The following is a 20,709-nucleotide window of genomic DNA, read 5'->3' as shown; positions in this document are numbered from 1 at the left end:
TCCGTCGTGACCGATGTCGGTGCGGGGTCGCCCGACGGCTCGCGCCCGACGGTTACCCTGGATGCGCCGTGTTCCTGAAGAGCCTCGCCCTGAAGGGCTTCAAGTCGTTCGCCGACTCCACGACGATGGAGCTCGAACCCGGGGTCACCGTCGTGGTCGGCCCGAACGGGTCGGGCAAGTCCAACGTCGTCGACGCGATGGCGTGGGTGCTCGGCGCCCAGGCGCCCAAGGCCGTGCGCAGCCAGAAGATGGACGACGTGATCTTCGCCGGCACCGCCTCGCGCCCCGCGCTCGGGCGAGCCGAGGTGAGCATCACGATCGACAACTCCGACGGCACCCTCGGGGTGGAGCTCAGCGAGATCACGATCACCCGGATCCTGTTCCGCACCGGCGAGTCGGAGTACATGATCAACGGCGTCGGGTGCCGCCTGCTCGACGTCCAGGAGCTGCTCTCCGACGCCGGCGTCGGTCGCCAGCAGCACGTCATCGTCAGCCAGGGCCAGATCGACGCGGTGCTCAACGCTCGCCCCGAGGATCGACGGGCGATCATCGAGGAGGCCGCGGGCGTCCTCAAGTTCCGCAGGCGCAAGGAGAAGGCGCAGCGTCGCCTCGACGCGACCGAGGCCAACCTGCTGCGCGTCCAGGACCTGCTGCGCGAGGTGCGGCGCCAGCTCCGCCCGCTCGAGCGCCAGGCCAAGGCCGCCGAGCGCCACGGGACGCTCGTCGTCGAGCTGCGCGAGCTGAGGACCTTCGTCGCCGGGCGTCAGATCGCGAGCCTGCGGTCGAGCCTGGAGGCGATCGCGGCGACCAAGTCGGAGTCGTCGGGTGCCGAGCGCGAGCTGAAGGGCGAGCTGGCCGCCCTCGACGCCGCGGTCGTGGCGCTCGAGTCGCAGCTGTCCGCCCGTGGCGCGAGCGACATCGGCGACCGACTGGTGCGCGTCGAGCAGCTCCGCGAGCGCGCCCGGGGCCTCTCGGCCGTGCTGGCCGAGCGCAGGAGATCGCTCGAGCGCGACAAGGGGCAGCTGCTCGACGCCGACGTGGTCGCCAACCTCGAGGCCGAGGCGGCTCGGCTCGCCGCCGAGCTGAGCGACGTCGTGGCCGAGCTCGCGACCTTCGCGCCGGCCGCCGCCGAGCTCGCCGCCGAGGAGGAGGCGTTCCGCACCGAGCGCGACGAGGCGCTCGAGCGCGACGGTGATCGATCCTCCACCCTCGCCGCCAGCGCGGCGGCCGAGGTGCGCGGCGAGGCGCGCTCGGTCGCCGCGGCGCTCGAGCGCACGGAGGGCGAGCTGCGCCGAGCCCACGAGCGCAGGTCGCAGCTCGAGCAGCGGCTCGCGGTCGTCGAGGACGAGGCCGAGCGGTTCCGACGCGAGTGCGCCGAGGCCGGGCGCGTCGAGGGGCCGTTGTTCGACGAGGTCGCCGCCGTCGAGGAGGCCGTCGCGAGCGCTCGTGACTCGGTCGAGGCCGCCCAGGCGCGGCGGACGCGAGCGGCCGACGCGGCGTCGTCGGCCACGGCGCGCGTCGACGCCCTGCAGATGGCGCTCGACGCGGCCCGAGCACGAGCGGGGGCCGAGCGGCTCCGGGGCGTCGACGGCGTCCTCGGGACCCTGCTCGACCTGATCGAGATCGACGGCGGGTGGGAGCGGGCCGTCGAGGCCGCGCTCGGCGAATCGCTGACCGCGGTCGTCGTCGCCGACCCCGACGCCGCCCGCTCGGCGCTCGACGCCCTGCGCGACTCCGACACCAGCGGGGCGGTGATCGCGCTCGGCGCGGACGTCGACCAGCGCGGCACCCCGCCCACCGGCGAGCCCGTGCGTCCCCACGCCGGGTCCGCCCGTGACGACGTGAACGTGCTCCTCGACGGGTTGCTCGGCAGCGCGGTGCGCGTCGACGACGTGTCGGCCGCCCTCGACGTCGCGATCGAACGACCCTCGGCGGTGGTCGTCACCGGCGACGGCGACCGCTTCGGTCCGACCGGGTGGCGCGTCGGGGCGGCGGGATCGGGGGCCACCGCCGCCGCGCTCGACGAGGCGACCGCCGCGGCGCAGCTCGCGGCCGACGAGCTGGAGGACGCCGATCGCGCCCTGGCGGGTGCGACGGCCGAGCTGGCGCGCTCCACCGACGTCGAGGGGGAGCTCGCCCGTCGCCTCGACGCGAACGACGCCACCCTCAGCGCGGCCTCCGAGGGGCTCGCTCGGGCGCAGGGGGAGCGGCGTGAGATCCTCAACGACATCGAGTCGTCGAGCCGGGCCGTCGAGGAGGCCACCGAGAGCGGCCAGGACCAGCGGCGGCGGATGGAGGAGCTCGAGGCGCTGCTGCCCGGGCTCGAATCGGAGGAGCTCGCCGAGGCCGACGCAGCGCGGGCGCGCAGCGAGCGGCGAGCGCAGCTCGACGAGCGCGGCGCCGAGCTGGCGTCGCGCCGCAAGGACCTCGAGGTCCGCGACGCCGGTCTGCTGGAGCACCGCCAGATCCTCGACCGCCGGATCGCCGAGACGGAGCGTCGGCTCGAGGCCGACGCGGAGGCCCGTGCGGCCGCGTCCGACCGGCGCGAGGTGATCGAGCGCTCGATCGTCGAGATCGACCGCCTCGCGTCGCTCGTCGAGCGCCGGCGGTCCGTCGTCGAAGCGCACCACGCGGAGCTCGCCGACGAGCGGCGTCGCCAGAGCGACGAGGTGCGTGCGCTGACGGGCGAGCTCGACGGGTTGCGGTCTCGGCGCGCCGAGCGCGAGCGGTCGCTCGACGTGACCCGTGAGCGGGCGCGCCGGGCCGAGATCGAGGAGGCCGAGGCGAAGCTGCGCCTCGAGCAGGCGATCGAGACGCTGCGCGGCGATCTCGACGTCGAGCCCTCCGTCGCCGAGGCCGCCACGATGCCCGAGATCCCCGAGGGTGCCACCCCCGCCGGACGGGTCCGCGAGCTCGAGCGCGAGCTGCGCCTGCTCGGGCCGATCAACCCGCTGGCGCTCGAGGAGTTCACCGAGCTGCAGACGCGGCACGCCTTCCTCGAGGAGCAGCTCGACGACGTGCGCTCGACGCGGCGTGACCTCGCCCGGGTGATCGCGGCCGTCGACGCCGAGATCCAGAACGTGTTCGCCTCGGCCTTCTCCGACGTGGCAGCCAACTTCACCGAGCTCTTCGGCCTGCTGTTCCCCGGCGGCAAGGGCAAGCTCGAGCTCACCCACCCCGACGACCTGTTGAGCACGGGCATCGAGGTCGAGGCGAAGCCGAGCGGGAAGAACGTGAAGAAGCTGTCGCTGCTGTCGGGAGGCGAGCGCAGCCTGACCGCCCTCGCCTACCTGTTCGCCGTCTTCCGGTCGCGCCCGTCGCCGTTCTACGTGATGGACGAGGTCGAGGCCGCACTCGACGACGTCAACCTGCACCGGTTCCTGGGGCTGATCCAGGAGTTCCGGCGCGACGCCCAGCTGATCGTGGTCTCGCACCAGAAGCGGACGATGGAGGCCGGCGACTGCCTGCTCGGTGTGAGCATGCAGCCGGGCGGCAGCAGCAAGGTCGTCACCGAGCGCACCGACTCCGTCGCCGCCCGCACCTGACCCGTCGCGCCGCGTGCGTCGACGCTCCCCGACCCGCGGTCGCCTCCACGTGCTCTCGGCGTCAGACGGAATCGGTACTCGAGCACCTCTGGCGTCTGACCGAGTACCTCTGGCGTCTGACGGGATCGGTACTCGAGCACCTCTGGGCGTCTGACCGAGTACCTCTGGCGTCTGACGGGATCGGTACTCGAGTACCTCTGGCGTCTGACGGGATGCGTACTCGGCCGGGTCGAGCGGGACGGGTGACCGGGTAGCGTCGGCGGCGATGGGTGCTGTGGAGATCGGACTGCTCGTAGCGATCGGACTGGTGCTGGTCTTCGGGATCGGTGTCGTCGTCGCCAACCGCCGGAGCTCGGGCGGCCTGCCCGATGCCTCGTCGCGCACGATCGAGCGGCCTCCGTCGGCGGCGGGTGACGCATCGTCGGGGACGATCCTCGAGGAGCGCACCGCCGACGGCACCGCGCCACCCGACACGACCGCGCCCGCCGAGGCGGGCGCCACCGGCACCGACGTCGTCGAACCCGAGGTCGAGGTCGTCGAGATCGACGAGCCGCCCCCCGGCACGCTGCGCGACCGCCTCGCGAAGGCGCGCTCGACCTTCGCCGGAGCCATCTCGGGCGTCCTCGGGCGCGGGTCGATCACCGAGGAGAGCTTCGAGGACCTCGAGGAGGCCCTGCTGCGCGCGGACGTCGGGGTGTCGATCACCGACGAGCTGCTCGAGGGCTTGCGCGCCAGGGTCGCGTCGAAGGAGATCACCGAGCCCTCCGAGCTCCTCGACGCGCTCCAGGCGGAGATGGTCGGTCGGCTCCGCTCGAGCGACCGATCGCTGGCGCTGGCGCCGCGGGCGGCGGGCGAGCCGGGCGTGTGGATGTTCGTCGGCGTGAACGGGGTCGGCAAGACGACCACGATCGGCAAGCTCGCGAACCAGCAGGCGCTCGATGGGCGAACGGTCCTGCTCGCAGCCGGTGACACGTTCCGCGCGGCGGCTGCCGAGCAGCTCCAGACCTGGGCCGAGCGCGCCGGCGCCGAGTTCGTGCGGGGCGCCGAAGGGGGAGACCCCAGCTCGGTCGTGTTCGACGGCGTCGAGCGCGCCGCCTCGCGCGACATCGACCTGGTGATGGCCGACACCGCCGGCCGCCTGCACACCAAGTCGAACCTGATGGACGAGCTGCGCAAGGTCCGCCGCGTCGCGGAGAAGGGCGCCGGCGAGGTCACCGAGACCCTGCTCGTCATCGACGCGACGACGGGGCAGAACGGCCTGATCCAGGCGCGCGAGTTCAACGAGGCCACCGACGTGACCGGGGTCGTGCTGACCAAGCTCGACGGCTCGGCGAAGGGGGGGATCGTGTTCGCGATCGAGACCGATCTCGGCATCCCGGTCAAGCTCGTCGGGATCGGTGAGACGATCGGCGACCTGATCCCGTTCGATCCGGACGAGTTCGTGGGCGCGCTGTTCGAGCGCGGCTGACCGAGCCCGCCCCCGACCATCCGGCGCGAGGGTTCGGGACGCCCCCGGCGCGGCCCGATGACGGGACCGCCCGGGGGCGACGGCCTAGACCGACAGCTCGCCGTGGTCGCCGGCGTCCTCGCCGTCGCCGACCTTCGCCCGCACGAGCGAGATCAGCGACCCGATGCGCCCGGAAGGGGAGTCCCAGTAGCTGCCCTCATCGACACCGATCCGCAGCACCAGGATCTCGGGCGATTCGCGCCCCTCGTCGAAGTACGCGCCGGCGAACGGGCTCCACAGCCGGTCGATCGTGGCGGGATCGGAGGTGGTGGTGAGCCGACCCGTCATCGTCGCGTAGTCGTTGTCGCGGGTGTCGCTGAGGGTGGCGAGCACCCAGTCGCCGTCACTCAGGTGCATCGCCCAGTCGGCGGTCGAGTCGATCAGCATCGAGATGGTGTCGCCGTCGACCTCGGCGACGGTCAGGGGGCGTGACCCCACGGTCCCGTCCGGCTCGCGAGTGGCGACCATCAGGGTCGTGCCGCCCTCCAGGAGGTCGGACAGCGGACGGGGTGAGGAATCGCTCATGGCCCACCGTGTCCGTTCGCCCTCGCGCTCAAACGAGCCGCACCGGCCCGCTCACGGGTTCGCGCCGCGGCGGACCGGTAACCTCGGATCCGTATGTTCGACAACCTGTCCGGCCGGCTCGAAGGCATCGTCAAGAAGATGCGGGGCAAGGGCCGCCTCACCGAAGCCGACGTCGACGAGGTGATGAAGGAGATCCGCACGGCGCTCCTGGAGGCCGACGTCAACGTCACCGTCGTCCGATCGGTGTGCAACCGGATCCGCGAGCACGCGATCGGCGCCAGCCGGTCGCAGTCGCTCGACCCCGGCCAGCAGGTGGTGAAGGCGGTCAACGACGAGCTCACCCGGGCGCTGGGCGGCGAGACGCTCTCGATCCAGTACTCGTCCAAGCCGCCGACCGTCGTGCTGATGGCCGGGCTGCAGGGCTCGGGCAAGACGACCAACTCGGCCAAGCTGGCCTCCTGGTTCAAGGCCCAGGGTCGCCAGCCGCTGCTGGTCGGTGCCGATCTCCAGCGCCCGGCCGCGGTCGAGCAGCTGAGAACCCTCGGTGCGCAGATCGACGTCCCCGTCTTCTCCGATCCCGAGGACCCGGTGCTCACGGCGCACCGTGGCCTCGAGGAGGCCAAGCGGCTCGGTCGAGACGTCCTGATCGTCGACACCGCCGGCCGCCTGTCGATCGACACCGAGATGATGGAGCAGGTCCGGCTCATCTCGGGGGCCGTCGACCCCGACTACACCTTCCTCGTCATCGACGCGATGACCGGCCAGGACGCGGTGCAGACCGCCGAGGCGTTCCACGAGACGCTCCAGATCGACGGCGTGATCATGTCGAAGATGGACGGCGACGCCCGCGGCGGCGCCGCGCTGTCGGTGAAGGAGGTCATCGGCCGCCCGATCGCGTTCGCCTCGACCGGGGAGAAGATCAACGAGTTCGAGCAGTTCCACCCGGACCGCATGGCGGGGCGGATCCTCGGCATGGGCGACGTGCTCACCCTGATCGAGCAGGCCGAGCGAGCGTTCGAGGCCGATCAGGCCGAGCAGGCCGCCGCGAAGCTGATGGAGGGCCAGTTCACCCTCGACGACTTCCTCGAGCAGATGCAGCAGATCAAGAAGATGGGCTCGCTCGGTTCGCTCATGTCGATGATGCCCGGCATCCCCAAGGAGCTGAAGGACGCGAACATCGACGACGACGACCTGAAGCCGATCGAGGCGATCATCCGCTCGATGACGATGGAGGAGCGCACCTTCCCGAAGGTGATCAACGGCAGCCGCCGCCAGCGCATCGCGACCGGCTCGGGGACCTCGGTCGGCGACGTGAACCGCCTCGTCAAGCAGTTCGACGAGATGCAGAAGATGATGCGCAAGATGGGGGTGCTCGGCGGGGGCGGCGGCGCTCCCGGAGCGCGCAAGGGCAAGAAGGGCAAGAAGGGGAGGAAGGGCAAGGGGGCCCGCCGACCCGCCGGCCTCCCGCCCGGGTTCGACCCGGCAGCGGCGGGCATCGACCTGCCCGGGATGCCTCCGATGCCCGGGCTCGGCGGCCGCTCCGGTCCGAGCTGACCGCCGGGCTCCGGCCGGGTGCGCGAGCTAGCCGAACGCCACCGGGAGCACGGCGGCCGAGCTCAGCACCGCGACGGCCGTGAGCGGTGCACCGACCCGGGCGAAGTCGCCGAACCGGTAGCCGCCGAGCCCGAACACCATGAGGTTCGTCTGGTAGCCCACCGGTGACAGGAACGAGCACGACGCGCCGATCAGCACGGCGATCGCCAGCATCCGCGGCTCGGCTCCGGCATCGGTCGCGACCGACAGGGCGACCGGGATCATCACCGCTGCCGCCGCGGTGTTCGTGAGCAGCTCGGTCAGCGCGATCGTGGCCAGCATCACCACGGCCACCAGGCCGACGTCGCCGAGGCCCACCCCGGCGGCGCTGCCGACGAGGCCGGCGATCTCGGCGGCGAGCCCGCTCTCGGCGACCCCCGCTCCGAGGCTGATCGCGGCGGCCATCGTCAGCAGCACGTTCAGGTCGATCGCTCGCCAGCCCTCGCGGGCGGAGATGGCGCCGCCGCCGACCACGACCGCGGCGCCGACCATCGCCGACTCGAACAGCGTCAGCAGACCGGCCGCGGCGACCGCCACGACACCGATCGTGGTCGCCACCACGAGCCACGACCGGTCCCGCCGCAGCGGCGGGGGCTCGTCGACCGCCGCGACCAGCGAGAAGTCGGCGTGACCACGCCACCGTCCACCGAAGGAGTCGTCGGCCAGCACGAGCAGGACGTCGCCCGCCCGCAGCGTGATGCGGCCGAGCTGGCCGCCGAGCGCGCCGTCCGCCCGGTGGATCGCCATCACCGCCCCGCTGTACCGGCTGCGGAACTCCGCCGAGCGCAACGTCTCGCCGACGAGGCCCGACAGGGGCGCCACGACGGCCTCGAACACCCGGGTGCCGGCTCCCTGGGCTCGCAGCACGTGCGCGTGCTCGGTCGCGGTCAGCCCGTCGAGGTCGTGGAGGTCGATGACCCGGGCGAGGTCGCCGACGAAGCAGCAGACGTCTCCGGCCTCGAGGACCGTCGAGGGTGAGGCGGCGAGCGCGGTCGCCCGGTCGTGGTCCACGCCGTCGCGCTCGACGAGAGCGAGGAACACCCCGTCCAGGTGGCGCAGCCCCGATTCGGCGATCGACCGGCCCACGAGGGGGCCGTCGGCCTCGACGCTCGCCGCCATCTGGAACTCCCGGGCGCGCCGACCCAGATCGGCCGACGCCGGGACCCGATCGGGGAGCAGCCGACGGCCGATGGTCGAGAGCACCACGACCCCGACGATCGCCACCGGGAGCCCGACGACCGTGATCTCGAACACGCCGAGCGCGGGTTCGCCCGAGCGCTCCAGGAGGTCGGACACGACGAGGTTGGTCGACGTGCCGATCAGGGTGACGACCCCGCCCAGGATGCTCGCGAACGACAGCGGGAGCAGGTAGCGCGAGGCGCTGTCGCCGTGGCGCTGGCACCACCGCACGACGCGGGGGGCGAACATCGCGACGAGCGGGGTGTTCGGCACCACCGACGAGAGCGCGGCCGTCCCCGCGCACAGGGCGAGCAGCGAGCCGCGCCCCAGGGTGCGGTCGACCAGGTCGGAGAAGGTGCCGGTCGCGGTCGCTGCTCCGGCGAGCACGTAGAGCGCGGCGATCGTCGCCGGCGCCGGGCTCGACAGCCCCGACAGCGCGAGCGAGGGCTCGATCACGTCCGCCAGGACCAGCGCGCCGAGGGCGGCGCCGAACACGATCACCGGCGCGAAGCGATCGGCGACGAGGGCGACGACGGCCGCTCCCAGCACGACGAGCGTGAGCCAGGCGTCGAGGCTCACCGACGCCCCCGTCGCCGGCGGGTGGGGGTGCTCGACCCGCTCCGACCGGGGTCGACGCAGGTCGGCGGCCTCGGCGCGCGCCCGGCGGTGGACATCGAGCCGAGGTTAACGACGGGGGTCCCGCTAGCCTTCCGTCGTTCTCGAATCAGACCAGGAGTGACGATCAAGATGGCAGTCAAACTGCGCCTCACCCGTGTGGGCAAGACGAAGCAGCCCCAGTACCGCATCGTGGCCGCTGACGCGCGCTCGCCCCGCGACGGCCGCTTCATCGAGATCCTGGGTCAGTACAACCCGCGCGAGGAGCCCTCGCTGATCAACGTCGACAACGACAAGATCGTCAAGTGGCTGAGCCAGGGCGCCCAGCCCACCGAGCGCGTCGCCAAGATCATCACGATCTCCGGAGCGATGGAGCAGTTCGAGGCCTCCAAGGGCGCGAAGTGAGCGACGACGTCGCTCCCACCGCCGTCTCCGTCCTCGAGCACATCGTCCGCTCGATCGTCGACGATCCCGACGCCGTCACCGTCGAGGTCGACGAGTCGGGTCAGCGCACCGCGCTGAACGTGCGCGTCGGCGACGGCGACCTCGGTCGCGTCATCGGTCGCCGCGGGCGCACCGCCGCCAGCATCCGCACGGTCACCCGTGCGGCCGCCAGCAAGGACGACATCGAGATCGACATCGAGTTCCTCGACTGAGCGCATCCGATCGCGCCCCCCGGTCCCGTCGTCGGACCGAGCCCCCGTCGGGGTGGCTGGCGGTCGGGCACCTGCGCCGCCCGCACGGCCTCAAGGGCGATCTCTTCGTCCAGCTCACGACCGACCGGACCGATCGCGTCGACGCCGGCTCGCAGCTGTTCGGCGGCGGCGAGGTGCTCACGGTCCGCTCCAGCCGGACGGCGGGCAGAGGTCGCATCATCGCCCGGTTCGACGGGATCGACGATCGCACCGAAGCCGAGCGCTGGACGAACGTCGCGCTGTTCGCCGCGCCGATCGACGACCCCTCGGCGCTGTGGGTCCACGAGATGATCGGTCTCGCGGTCGTCGACCGGGACGGCACCGAGCGGGGGATCTGCGTCGCGGTGCTCGACAACCCGGCGTCGGAGCTGATCGAGCTCGACACCGGTGACCTCGTCCCCGCCACCTTCGTCACGGCGATCTCCGACGGCGTCATCGGCATCGACGCTCCCCCGGGGCTGTTCGAGCTGCGCACCAGCGACGCGTCGGCGCCCGGCGATCACGACACCGGTGCGGTCGACCCCGGAGGCGCCGCCGCCGAGGGCTCCGAGCAGGCCGGGCCCGAGCTCGGGCGATGACGAACGGCGCGTCGACGTCGGGGCATCCGGGATCGGCGGCGTCGACGGACCCGACCGATGCGCCGGGACCTCTGCGCATCGACGTGTTCAGCATCTTCCCGTCGGTGGTGGCCGACTTCTGCTCGGCGAGCACGTTGGGTCGGGCGCGCGCATCGGGGGTGCTCGACCTGCGCTGCCACGACGTGCGCGACGCAGCCACCGATCCCCATCGCAGCGTCGACGACTCCCCGTTCGGGGGCGGAGCCGGCATGGTGATGAAGCCGGAACCGATCTTCGCCGCCGTCGAGGCGGTCGACCCTCCGCGGCCGCTGATCCTGCTCAGCCCGGGTGGACGGCGGCTCGACCAGCGAGAGGTCGAGCGCCTGTCCGGGCTCGACGGGTTCAGCCTCCTGTGCGGGCGCTACGAGGGCGTGGACCAGCGCGTCGTCGCCTACCTCGTCGACGAGGAGATCAGCGTGGGCGATGTCGTCCTCAGCGGGGGCGAGGTGGGTGCGTGCCTGGTCGTCGAGGCGGTCACCCGGCTGCGCGACGGGGCGATGGGGAACCCGATCAGCCCGCTCACGGAGAGCTTCGGGTCGTCGGGGTTGCTCGAGGAGCCGCAGTACACCCGCCCCGCCGACTTCCGTGGGCACCCGGTGCCGGACGTCCTGCTGAGCGGTGACCACGCCCGCATCGAGCGGTACCGCCGAGCCCAGCGACTGCACCGCACCCTGCGGGCGCGGCCCGATCTGATCGAGGAGCGCGGCGGGCTCGACGACGCCGACGCGACGTTGTTGGAAGAGTTCGCCGCCGACCCGTATCATTGACCGGCCGCGACCGCCGGGTCGCGCCCCTCGACTCGAACCCAGCAGGTACTCGCCATGCACGCCACCGACTTCATCGACAACGACTCGCTCCGCGACGACATCCCCGACTTCCAGGCCGGTGACGAGCTCAAGGTGCACGTCCGCGTCGTCGAGGGCGGCAAGGAGCGCGTCCAGATCTTCCAGGGTGACGTGATCGCCCGCCAGGGTGGCGGGCTGCAGGAGACGTACACCGTGCGCAAGCTGAGCTACGGCGTCGGAGTCGAGAGGACGTTCCCGCTCCACGCCCCGACGGTGCAGAAGATCGAGCTCGTCAAGCGGGGCGACGTCCGGCGTGCGAAGCTGTACTACCTGCGCGACCGGCGGGGCAAGGCCGCCAAGATCCGCGAGAAGCGCGACTTCTGACGCTCGTCGGGCTGCGCTCCCGACCACGCCGGCGCCTCGGCGCCCCACTCGGCCCGAGGGCCCTCGTCCACGAACGACGGAGGTGACCATGGCCGCGCACGACGACCGAGACGTCGACCGATCCAACCTGGCACGGGGGCGCTGGGGGGAGGACCTCGCCGAGGCGCACTACCGGCGCAACGGCTACCGGATCCTCGACCGCAACTGGCGCACGTCGACCGGCGAGCTGGATCTGGTGGTGGAGGGCGGGGGCGTCGTCGCATTCTGCGAGGTGAAGGCCCGGCGCACGGATCGCTACGGCCCGGCGGCCGCCGCCGTCGGCCCGGACAAGCAGCGGCGGATCCGGACCCTGGCGCTGGAGTGGCTCGACGGCCGGCGACCGCGCCCGCAGCGCATCCGGTTCGACGTCGTCACGGTGACCGGGACCCGACTCGACGTCATCGAGGCGGCGTTCTGAGCGCCCGCCGGATCGCATCCCGGCCATCGGGTCACCCGAGGAACGCCCACGCCACGAGCCCGAGCGCGACGGCGACGGCGAGCGCGACGAGGACGTAGTCGCCCGGTCGGGCGTGGAACTTCCGATGCGGGTCGTAGCCCATCGTCGTCAGTATCGTCGCGGACCATGACGACCGACACCCGAGAGACCCTGATCGTCGAGCGAGACGAGGGGATCGTGACCGTCACGATGAACCGGCCGCACCGCAAGAACGCCGCGAACTCGATCATGTGGGGCGAGCTGCTCGACGTCTTCCGCGAGGTCGGCGACAGCACCAGCGACCGCGTGATGGTGCTCACCGGGGCGGGCGGCGACTTCTGCTCCGGAGCCGATGTCGGGGGGATGGACGAGTCGGCGAGGTCGGCGGGCGGCGAGGCCGAGGCGGCGCCGCCGAAGCACCAGCTCGCGTCGATGCGCGACATCACCGACATCTGCCTGACGCTCAACCGCCTCCCGCAGCCGACGATCGCGAAGGTCAGCGGGATCGCCGTCGGCGCCGGGATGAACATGGCGCTGTCGTGCGACCTGCTGGTCGCCGACGAGACCGCCCGCTTCTCGGAGATCTTCGCCCGACGGGGCCTGAGCGTCGACTTCGGCGGATCGTTCCTCCTGCCACGCCGCGTCGGGCTGCACAAGGCGAAGGAGCTCGCTCTGCTGGCCGACATCATCGACGCGAAGGAGGCCGAGGCGATCGGGCTCGTCAACCGGGTCGTACCGAGCGGTGATCTCGACGCCTCGGTGGCGGAGTGGGCGACGCGCCTCGCGTCGGGGCCGCCGATCGCCCTCGCGATGACCAAGCGCCTGCTGAACAACTCGATGAACGTGACCCTCGAGGAGGCGCTCGACGACGAGGGGCTGTCCCAGACCGTCAACTTCTCCACCCGTGACACGGCCGAGGCGATGAGGGCGTTCGTCGAGAAGCGCCCACCGGAGTTCACCGGGCGCTGACCGTCGCGGGGGTGCACCCGACGCCGTGACCGGGTTCGGTAGCCTCGCGAGGTGCTCTCGCGCGTGCTCAGGACGGTGATCGTGTCGGTGGGCGTCGTGCTCTCGTGCGGACCCGTCGCCCGGGCCGCGCCCGATCCGTCGCCGCCGCCGGAGCCCGGGATCGCGAGCGATCCGTCGTCGTTGACGCCGATCCCGGCGGGCTGCCCGCTCAAGCGGGCCGCCGACGTGGCGTTCGTCGGCACGGTCGTCGCGAAGGACGGGTTCATCGACAAGGGCACCGTCCGCTTCGCCCTCGACCAGGTGCGCGCCGGTGATGCCGAGCCGTTCGCGGTGGGGGAGCTGATCGACGTCCGCTTCGGTCCCGATTCGCAGTACCTCGAGGTCGAGTCGAGCTACCTCGTGTCCGCAGCGGTCGACCCCGAGATCGGGGCGCTCGCGTCGAAGGTCACACCCGACGCACCGCTGTTCGGCGGTGACGCGGTCGTCGGCCTGGAGGACACCGAGGTGGAGTGCCCCACCGTCGACGACCCGATCCAGACGATCGACCTGGACGGGACCCCGATCGACTCGGGTGTGCTCGCGCCGTTCTTCGCCGATCGGCGGTTGCTGCTGAGCACCCTGCTCGTGCCCGCGGCGATCGCCGGGGCGGCGCTCGTGGGCGTCGTGGTGCTGAGACGGGCGGCGGGGTTCAGCGTCCAGGGCATCTTCGCTCTCGGCCGGGCGGCGGTCTCGCCGAGCCCGGACCACCGAGCGTCGCGGGTGCGCCGCCACGCGTCCGCGCTCGATCCCGCCTACGCGGGCGAGGACGACCTCGATGCCGACCCGCCCGGTGAGGCCGACGGCGCCTGGTCGCACGACGAGTCGGGAGACTCGCGCCGGCGCGACGATCGCGACGACCTCGTCGACGTCTGACACCGCCGATCGCGGCGCGACCGTCGGGTGACCGCTCCGCGTCGATGCGCACCCGGTGGGGCGGTCGGTCACCCGGCGGCGTCGCGACCGACGAGGCGTCGGACGTCGTCGAGGGCGTCGCTCCACCCGTCGATGTCGATCTGCTCGGGGTCCGAGCCGGCGACGCACCGCACCAGCACCCCGCCGACGACGGGTTCGTCCAGCGTCGACGCCAGGGCGGCGCCGTAGGCGGCGAGCTGGGTGCGGTAGCGCCCGACGCGCTCCGCGGTCTGCACGGGTCCCGACCACCGGTCGGTCTTGTAGTCGACGATGACGAGACCCTCCGGGGTGCGCACCAGCAGGTCGATGTACCCCTCGAGGATGCGCTCGCCGACCGGGGCGGCGATGAACAGCTCACGCCAGTGCTCGGCACCGTCGACGACGGCGCGAACGATCGGCGCGCGGATCGCGGAGCGCGCCAGGGCGGCCACGTCGGCGTCGAAGCCGAGGATGGACTCCGCAGCGCACTGCGAGCGGGCGAGGTCGTCGATGTCGACGCCCGTCGCGAGGTCGCAGAACTGGAGGGTGCCGTGGACGGCACGTCCGATCGCCGTGCCGTAGCGGCCTCGTTGCCACGGAGGCAGGTCGATGTTCACCGGCGACTTGTCGAGACCCGGGTCGTCGGTGCGCTCGCGCTCGCGCAGCGCACGGACCTCGTCCGCGAGGCGGGTCGCGGCGATCGCGCTGCGGCGTGACGCCGTCTCGAACGTGGTCGCCAGCTCGGATCGCCAGAGATCGACGTCACCGAGATCGGGCAGCGACGCTCCGCCGGGCGGGGGCGTGACGACCTCGGGCTCGACGGCGAGCGGGACGGCCCCCGAGCTCGGCTCCGCCGCGCCGCAGCGGTGGAGCAGCTCGGCGGAGGTGTACGTGCCCTCCCCCTTGGCGGCGAGCTTGGCGTCGGGCGTCTGGCGGTGCAGCGACACGATCAGGTGATCGACGGCGCGCGTGCACGCGACGTAGAGCAGCCGGCGTCGTTCGGCGTCGCTCATCAGCTCGTCGATCGGTCGCACGTCGGCGAACGTGCCGTCGTCGCCGCGACCGGACAGCATCCAGGCGTCCGGCGTCCAGACCACCTCGGTGCCGCGCCGTCGACGTGGCTGGGTGGTCATGCCGCTGACGACGGTGATCGGGAACTCCAGCCCCTTCGAGGCGTGCACCGTCATCAGCCGGACGGCGTCGTGGTCGCGCTCGGGGAGCACGGTGTCGGAGATCCGGCCGTCGGCCGCCTGGAGGCGAGCCCAGCTCAGGTAGCGCCGCAGGCCGCGTCCACCGGCGTCGGCCCAGGCGCGCGCCTGGTCGATGACGAAGCGCAGCCGGCGCCACACGTCGCGCGCGTCGGGCCCGCTGAGGGCGACGTCGAACATCCGCCGCTCGTCGACGACGGCGGCCATCAGGTCGGCGACCCCGGTCCCCGCCGAGCGCTCACCGATCGAGCGCAGGTGCGCGACGGCCTCGGCGACCCGGTGACCGCCGAACCCCTCGGGAGGCGCGGTCCACGGCCCCCACGACCCGCCCGCCCGCTTCCACTCCCACAGCTCGACGTCGCTGCACCCGTACATCGGGCTGCGCAACGCCGCGATCGTGGCCAGCTCGTCGGTGGGGTCGTCGGCAGCGCGCAGCGCCATCAGCAGGTCGCGGACCTCGGCGGCCGCGTAGACGACGGCGGCGTTCTCGGCGCGGTAGGGGAGCTCGACGCGACGCAGCTCGGCCTCGAGCGCGTGCAGCGACAGGCGTGCCGGCAGCAGCACGCAGATGTCCCCGGGGCGGCACGGTCGGACACCACCCGTCTCGTGGTCCTCGACCGGCCACCCGTCGCGCAGGGCCGCCGTGATCGCTCCGACGACGTCGCGCGCCTCGCGACGGCGCAGCTCGTCGGCGGCCCCGTGCTCACCCTGCCACGACCCGTCGGCGAGGTCCTCGTGGAGCTGCGCGCCGAGCACGCTCACGGTCCCGTGCTCGAGCAGGGCGACGTCGCGACGTGCGACGAGCTCCTGGAACGCCGGCTGGGAATCGGGGTCCTCGACGATCATGCGATCGAACACGTCGTTGGTGAAGCCGATCACGGCGCGGGTGGAGCGGAAGTTGGCGGTCAGCCGCCCCGTGTCGGCGCCGACCTGGTCGGCCGCACGCAGGTACTGGGAGATGTCGGCGCGCCGGAAGCGGTAGATCGACTGCTTGGGGTCCCCGACGATGAACAGCCGGCCGGGGATCGGTCGCAGCTCGCGCCACTCCCCCTCCTGGGCCGGGTCGTCGGGTGCCGCGGTGAGGCGGACGGCGATCTCCAGCTGGATCGGGTCGGTGTCCTGGAACTCGTCGAGCAGGACGCGTGGGTAGCGCTCGTGGAGGATCCGTCGCACCCCGGGGTTCGTCGCGAGCAGGTGGCGTGCGTGGACGAGCAGGTCGTGGAAGTCGAGGAGGCCGGCGCGGATCCTGCCGCGCACCCCGTCGAGGACCAGGCGACCGCAGATCGCACCGACGACGCGCTTGCGATGGGCCCTGACCACCTCGAGCAGCGCCTCGCACCGGTCGGCCAGATCGGCCTCGGCGGCGCGCAGCGACTCGAGCGCGTCGATGCCCGCGTCGCGCTTCCACTTCGCCTTCGCGCCCTTCGTGGAACCCCTGCGGGCCGCTCGCCCGAGGTGGTCGAGCAGGCGCAGTCGGGCCGTGAGCAGCTCGGCGTCGGCGAGGCGCTGGCCGAGCTCGCCGATCTCGGCGACGCGGTCGCCCTGGGTGTCGTCGGACGGCGTGGCCGTGTCGCCCAGCTCGCGAGCGAGCTCGACGACACCGGTGCAGTCGAGCTCGAGCGCCGCGACGTCGGAGAGGTCGACCAGGTCCTCGACGAGGTCCCAGTTGTCGCGGAAGTCGTCGGCCACCGAGCGCAGGCCGCGCTCGAGGCCGAACCCGTCGAACTCGCACAGCTCGACGAGCGCCGTGCCGCCGGCCGTGATCCCGCCCCCGGGGGAGGGGTCCGCGAGGAGGTCGTCGAGGAGCTCGGACCAGTCCTCGTCGAAGCGCAGGTCGCTCTCCAGCTCGTCGAGCACCGAGAACCCGGGCGGCAGGCGCGACTCGATCGGGAAGTCGTCGAGGATCCGACGGGCGAAGGCGTGGAGGGTGCCGATCGGGGCGTGGTCGAGATCGTCGACGGCGCGCCGGGCTCGGGGGGTGTCGAGCTCCGTCAGCTCGGTGCGCGCCCTCCCGCGCAGCTCGGCCGCGGCCTTCTCGGTGAAGGTGATCGCTGCGATCCGCGTGATGTCGATGCCGGACTCGACGAGGTTGACGACCCGCTCGACGAGCGCGGTCGTCTTCCCGGCGCCCGCCCCCGCCTCGACGAACAGGGTCGTCGCGAGGTCGTCGGCGATCCGGCGACGGACCCCGCGGTCGGGCACCTCGTCGGTGTCGCGGAGGCCACCGGGGTCGTGCCGGTCGTCGGGTTCGTGCGGGCCACCCGGGTCGCCCGCGTCGCGCCGGTCGCCGGGGTCGTCGTCGAGGTCGAACAGGGAGCCCTGCTCAGCCATCGTCGGCCTCCTCGCCCTCCGCCGGCTCCGCGAACCACCGGGCGATGCGCTCGTCGCCGCGCTTGCGCACCCATCGCGCCCAGGTGTCGGTGGTTCCCAGGTCGTCGGGGTCGCAGTAGGGGCACACCGTGTAGAAGCTGAACCCCGGACGCGGCGGCGTGGCCGGGAACCAGCCCTGCTCGATGCCGGCGACGACCTCGCCGAGGTCGTGCGCGACGTGGTCCCACACCTCGTCGTCGAACTCGAACCCGTGGCGCCGGTACCCGCCGCGCTCGAACATCGAGTACTCGGCGCGCACCGCGGTCGCGTCGTGCGCGCCCGTCCAGCGCAGCGCGGCGGCCGCGTAGGTGGGGAGCTGGAAGACCGTCCCCGCGAGGGTGGGGTCGTCGCTCGTCAGGGCCTTGTAGGCGTCGTCCTTGCCGGTCTTGTGGTCGGTGACGACCAGGGTGCCGTCACGCCGGCGGTCGAGGCGGTCGATGGTCCCCTGGACGAGGAGTCGCCGCCCGTCGGGCAGGGCGAGGTCGATCGCGGTCTCGTCGCCGGTCGTGCGGTCGCGGGGGAACCCCCGCTCGGAGGCGAGGACGGTGACGCCCGTTGCGCGGCAGAGCTCGCCGTCGCGGTCGAGCCAGGTGAGCAGCTCGGAACGGATCTCGGCCCGGTCGCGAGCCCAGGTGGCGGGTCGCCCGGTCGTGCCGCGCCGCTCCGCGGAGGCGCACGCGGTCGCGAAGTGCGTGAGCAGCGCCTCGCGATGCTCGTCGACCCACCCGTCGTCGGTCGGTTGCGCGAGGGTTCCGGCGATGACGTCGCGGTGGAAGGCGTCGAGGGCGTCGTGGATCAGGTTCCCGCGCTCGTGGGGCTCGATCCCGAGTCGGCGCTCACGGTCGTCGAGCGGGGTGACGCCGAGGAGGTGGCGGACGAAGTAGGCGTGTGGGCACGCGGCCCACGCCTGCACCCGAGTCGGCGACACGGCCGTGGCGCCGTCGTCACCGGGCTCGGCCAGGAGCGGGACCTCGGCGCTCGACAGGTCGCCGTCGAACTCCGACAGCGTCGGGAGCTCACGGGCCTCGCTGACCTCGCGACCACGCTGCACGACGGAGTCGTCGCACACGAGCGACCGCAGCCTCTCGCCGAGCCGTCGCTCGCGCTCGCACGGGGCGAACGCCAGCGCGGCGAGCCCGGCCGTCGCCGAATCGATCTCCTCCACCACGACGTCGCTCGGGGCGCGGCCGCCCGCCGTCACGTCGCCCACGGTCGTGTCGGCCGCCGCCGGATCGCTCGGCGCTCCGTCGACCGACGGCGTGCGCGCCACCGGGCGACCGTCGTCGTGGACGGCCACGTCGCTCAGCCACCGCGAGGGCTGGTTCGCGGTCGTGGCGCGCAGATCGCCTCGGGGGAAGGTCACGATCGTGTCGGCCGCCATCGTCGTGGCGACGAAGGCGTGGTGGAGGCGGCGGGCTCGCCGATCGGCGTCGACGAGGCCGGCGCGCTCGCGATCGGCGTTGCTGAGCAGGGCGTCGGTGGACGGGGCCGGCGGGAGCATCCCCTCGGCGACGCCGAGGACGGCCACGATGTCGAGGTCGAGACCGATGGCCGACACCAGCGACCCGACCGTGACACCGGTGCCGACCCGGCCACGGCGGACCGCCGACTCCCGGAGCTCTCCCTCGAAGACCGTCCGGAACGTCGCGCGATCGACCGGCGCCGCCACCTCGTCGAGCGACCGGAGCCGCTCGAGCGTCGAGCTCATCGCCTCCCACGCCCGGTACTCGTCGTCGTCGAAGCGGGCGATGGCGTTCGGCCCGAGCCAGCGCAGGACCTGCTCGCAGGACCAGTCGACCCACTCCGTCCATCGACGGCGGGCGAGCGGGTGGCCCAGGGTCGCACGCAGGTCGGCGACGAAGTCGAGCAGGGGAGGGACCGAGGTCGACCACCGCTCGCGGCGGGCCAGAGCGGAGAGCCGGGGGACCCAGTCCTCGTCGCGGCTGATCCCCGCCGCCCGGCTGGCGCGCTCCCACTCGGCGGTCGCGACGATTCGGCCCTCGGCGTCGCGCAGGGGGACGTCGGCGAACAGCTCGAACAGCGTCTGGCGCCGCAGCCCACGCCGGTCGAGGTCGAGCAGGTCCAGCACCAGGCGGGGGGCGATGCGCTCGGTGAGCTCGGTGCCCCCGCGTCCGTTCCACGGGATCCCGTCGGCGGTGAGGTGGTGCTCGACGAGGCGGGCGTACGGCCGTCGGGCGGGCCACAGGATCGCCATCCGCTCGAACGCGACGCCGGGTGCGCCGTCGACCCCGCGAGCGGCGTCGACGAGCGACCGGATGGCGATGCGGACCTCGTCGTCGGCGTCGGTGGTCGACACCACGCGCCGCGAGCGCGACCGCGTCGCTCCCGATCCGGACACGGCGGGGAGGTCCACGCCGAGCTGGGCCGCGAGCGCCGCCTGCTCGACGTCGACGGCCGGGTCGCCGGTGAGCGCGACGACGACGCCCACGTCGTGGGCGCCGTCGGACCCGAGCGCTCTGACCAGCTCGAGCGCCCGGGGGTCGAGCCGGTCGGGGACGTGGAGCACCACCGCCGCGAGCCCGGCGGGGCGAGACCGGTGCAGGGCGCGGGTCGCCACGTCGAGCAGATCGGACTCGTCGTACCACCGCTCCCGGAGTCGCTCCGTCACCGACGCGCTGACGCGCGCCACCTCGCGCCCGCGTGCGCTGGCCCGCAACCGATCGAGCGCGTCGTCGCCGGCGAGGCGCAGCTCCTGGTGGGCCTCGCGCAGCGCCACGATCGTGGCCGGGTGGGACGCCACGGAGGCGAACGACCCCGGCTCGTCGTCGAGCACCTGGCGCACCACCAGCTCGAGCAGCGGCGTCGACACGGGCCGGCGGCCCGCGTGGGCCAGCGCCGGCCCGGCGATCAGCTCGGCCAGGCGGTTCAGCGTCACCATGTCGACGCCGAGGACCCCGCCGTCGTTGCCGAGCGCGCGCCGCGCCATGACCCCGGTGGCGTTCGTCGGGACGACGACGGTGACCTGGGCCATGGCGTCGTCGCCCTTGGCTGCGGCGACGGCGCGTGCGAGGGCGCCGACCGCATCGGCCGGGCTGCACGCGGTCACGTCGAACGCCATGTGATCGATCGTAGGGAAGCGGTGCCACGGAGTCGCGCCCTGCGTCCCGCGACGGCCGGCTGCGCTCGGTGCGCGCCGTGACGGGACCGTTCGCGGTGCGGGAGTCGACGGTCCGGTCGCTGCGCCGATCGACGGGCCCGTCACCGTCCGGCGCCGACATCGCCCGACGCCTCGACGCCTGGGACGCCTCGACGCCTGGGACGCCTCGACGCCTGGGACGCCTCGACGCCTGG

Annotated in this window: 15 protein-coding genes; 11 read left to right on the top strand and 4 right to left on the bottom strand. The window is 73.1% G+C overall.

Annotated features, from left to right (window positions below; all coding sequences use genetic code 11):
• The first annotated feature begins 68 nt into the window (after positions 1-68).
• Complete coding sequence (gene smc, locus ACOOHC_RS11435; protein ID WP_420450534.1) at positions 69-3,545, top strand: chromosome segregation protein SMC; 3,477 nt, start codon at positions 69-71, stop codon at positions 3,543-3,545.
• 265 nt (positions 3,546-3,810) lie between these two features.
• Positions 3,811-5,013: a signal recognition particle-docking protein FtsY gene (gene ftsY / locus ACOOHC_RS11430; protein ID WP_420450533.1), complete on the top strand. Its 1,203-nt coding sequence runs from the start codon at positions 3,811-3,813 to the stop codon at positions 5,011-5,013.
• Between the two features lie 84 nt (positions 5,014-5,097).
• On the opposite strand, the gene ACOOHC_RS11425 is transcribed toward ftsY, so the two are convergent.
• On the bottom strand, positions 5,098-5,577 hold the full coding sequence (locus tag ACOOHC_RS11425) for a pyridoxamine 5'-phosphate oxidase family protein (protein WP_420450532.1): 480 nt from the start codon (positions 5,575-5,577) through the stop codon (positions 5,098-5,100).
• 93 nt (positions 5,578-5,670) lie between these two features.
• Here ACOOHC_RS11425 and ffh point away from each other — a divergent pair, with 93 nt between their 5' ends.
• Positions 5,671-7,131: a signal recognition particle protein gene (gene ffh / locus ACOOHC_RS11420; protein WP_420450531.1), complete on the top strand. Its 1,461-nt coding sequence runs from the start codon at positions 5,671-5,673 to the stop codon at positions 7,129-7,131.
• 27 nt (positions 7,132-7,158) lie between these two features.
• On the opposite strand, the gene ACOOHC_RS11415 is transcribed toward ffh, so the two are convergent.
• Entirely contained in the window at positions 7,159-8,928 is a 1,770-nt protein-coding gene (locus tag ACOOHC_RS11415) for an SLC13 family permease (RefSeq protein WP_420450530.1), read from the bottom strand.
• A gap of 168 nt (positions 8,929-9,096) precedes the next feature.
• On the opposite strand from ACOOHC_RS11415, the gene rpsP reads away from it, so the two are divergent.
• From rpsP to ACOOHC_RS11375, 8 genes are all read left to right on the top strand, one after another.
• The gene (rpsP, locus tag ACOOHC_RS11410) at positions 9,097-9,369 is read left to right on the top strand and encodes a 30S ribosomal protein S16 (protein WP_420450529.1); all 273 of its coding nucleotides are present in this window, start codon (positions 9,097-9,099) and stop codon (positions 9,367-9,369) included.
• Entirely contained in the window at positions 9,366-9,620 is a 255-nt protein-coding gene (locus ACOOHC_RS11405) for a KH domain-containing protein (RefSeq protein WP_420450528.1), read from the top strand. The genes rpsP and ACOOHC_RS11405 overlap by 4 nt, the downstream gene beginning before the upstream one ends.
• Positions 9,617-10,237: a ribosome maturation factor RimM gene (locus tag ACOOHC_RS11400; protein ID WP_420453792.1), complete on the top strand. Its 621-nt coding sequence runs from the start codon at positions 9,617-9,619 to the stop codon at positions 10,235-10,237. Before ACOOHC_RS11405 ends, ACOOHC_RS11400 begins: the two co-directional genes overlap by 4 nt.
• Positions 10,234-11,043, top strand: a complete 810-nt coding sequence (gene trmD / locus ACOOHC_RS11395) for a tRNA (guanosine(37)-N1)-methyltransferase TrmD (protein WP_420450527.1) — start codon at positions 10,234-10,236, stop codon at positions 11,041-11,043. Before ACOOHC_RS11400 ends, trmD begins: the two co-directional genes overlap by 4 nt.
• Before the next feature lie 54 nt (positions 11,044-11,097).
• A complete protein-coding gene (gene rplS, locus ACOOHC_RS11390; protein WP_420450526.1) occupies positions 11,098-11,445 on the top strand; it encodes a 50S ribosomal protein L19 in 348 nt (115 codons plus the stop codon).
• A gap of 88 nt (positions 11,446-11,533) precedes the next feature.
• The gene (locus tag ACOOHC_RS11385; protein ID WP_420450525.1) at positions 11,534-11,902 is read left to right on the top strand and encodes a YraN family protein; all 369 of its coding nucleotides are present in this window, start codon (positions 11,534-11,536) and stop codon (positions 11,900-11,902) included.
• Positions 11,903-12,067: 165 nt separating this feature from the next.
• Complete coding sequence (locus tag ACOOHC_RS11380) at positions 12,068-12,889, top strand: enoyl-CoA hydratase/isomerase family protein (protein ID WP_420450524.1); 822 nt, start codon at positions 12,068-12,070, stop codon at positions 12,887-12,889.
• A 51-nt stretch (positions 12,890-12,940) separates the two neighbouring features.
• On the top strand, positions 12,941-13,801 hold the full coding sequence (locus ACOOHC_RS11375; protein WP_420450523.1) for a hypothetical protein: 861 nt from the start codon (positions 12,941-12,943) through the stop codon (positions 13,799-13,801).
• Between the two features lie 68 nt (positions 13,802-13,869).
• Here ACOOHC_RS11375 and ACOOHC_RS11370 read toward each other — a convergent pair whose 3' ends face one another.
• Both ACOOHC_RS11370 and ACOOHC_RS11365 read right to left on the bottom strand, forming a co-directional pair.
• Positions 13,870-17,358, bottom strand: a complete 3,489-nt coding sequence (locus ACOOHC_RS11370) for a UvrD-helicase domain-containing protein (protein ID WP_420450522.1) — start codon at positions 17,356-17,358, stop codon at positions 13,870-13,872.
• A complete protein-coding gene (locus tag ACOOHC_RS11365; RefSeq protein ID WP_420450521.1) occupies positions 17,351-20,476 on the bottom strand; it encodes a PD-(D/E)XK nuclease family protein in 3,126 nt (1,041 codons plus the stop codon). The genes ACOOHC_RS11370 and ACOOHC_RS11365 overlap by 8 nt, the downstream gene beginning before the upstream one ends.
• Positions 20,477-20,709: the final 233 nt, after the last annotated feature.

It is taken from the genome of Ilumatobacter sp. (assembly GCF_965215205.1).
Classification (GTDB): domain Bacteria; phylum Actinomycetota; class Acidimicrobiia; order Acidimicrobiales; family Ilumatobacteraceae; genus Ilumatobacter_A.
This window is presented reverse-complemented; position numbering and strand designations above follow the sequence as displayed.

Bases quoted from the DNA above. Each gene is read 5' to 3' on its own strand.
- rpsP (WP_420450529.1), top strand. From the start codon at position 9,097: ATGGCAGTCAAACTGCGCCTCACCCGTGTGGGCAAGACGAAGCAGCCC.
- ftsY (WP_420450533.1), top strand. From the start codon at position 3,811: ATGGGTGCTGTGGAGATCGGACTGCTCGTAGCGATCGGACTGGTGCTG.
- ACOOHC_RS11365 (WP_420450521.1), bottom strand. From the start codon at position 20,476: ATGGCGTTCGACGTGACCGCGTGCAGCCCGGCCGATGCGGTCGGCGCC.
- ffh (WP_420450531.1), top strand. From the start codon at position 5,671: ATGTTCGACAACCTGTCCGGCCGGCTCGAAGGCATCGTCAAGAAGATG.
- ACOOHC_RS11380 (WP_420450524.1), top strand. From the start codon at position 12,068: ATGACGACCGACACCCGAGAGACCCTGATCGTCGAGCGAGACGAGGGG.
- ACOOHC_RS11385 (WP_420450525.1), top strand. From the start codon at position 11,534: ATGGCCGCGCACGACGACCGAGACGTCGACCGATCCAACCTGGCACGG.
- rplS (WP_420450526.1), top strand. From the start codon at position 11,098: ATGCACGCCACCGACTTCATCGACAACGACTCGCTCCGCGACGACATC.
- ACOOHC_RS11370 (WP_420450522.1), bottom strand. From the start codon at position 17,358: ATGGCTGAGCAGGGCTCCCTGTTCGACCTCGACGACGACCCCGGCGAC.
- trmD (WP_420450527.1), top strand. From the start codon at position 10,234: ATGACGAACGGCGCGTCGACGTCGGGGCATCCGGGATCGGCGGCGTCG.
- ACOOHC_RS11425 (WP_420450532.1), bottom strand. From the start codon at position 5,577: ATGAGCGATTCCTCACCCCGTCCGCTGTCCGACCTCCTGGAGGGCGGC.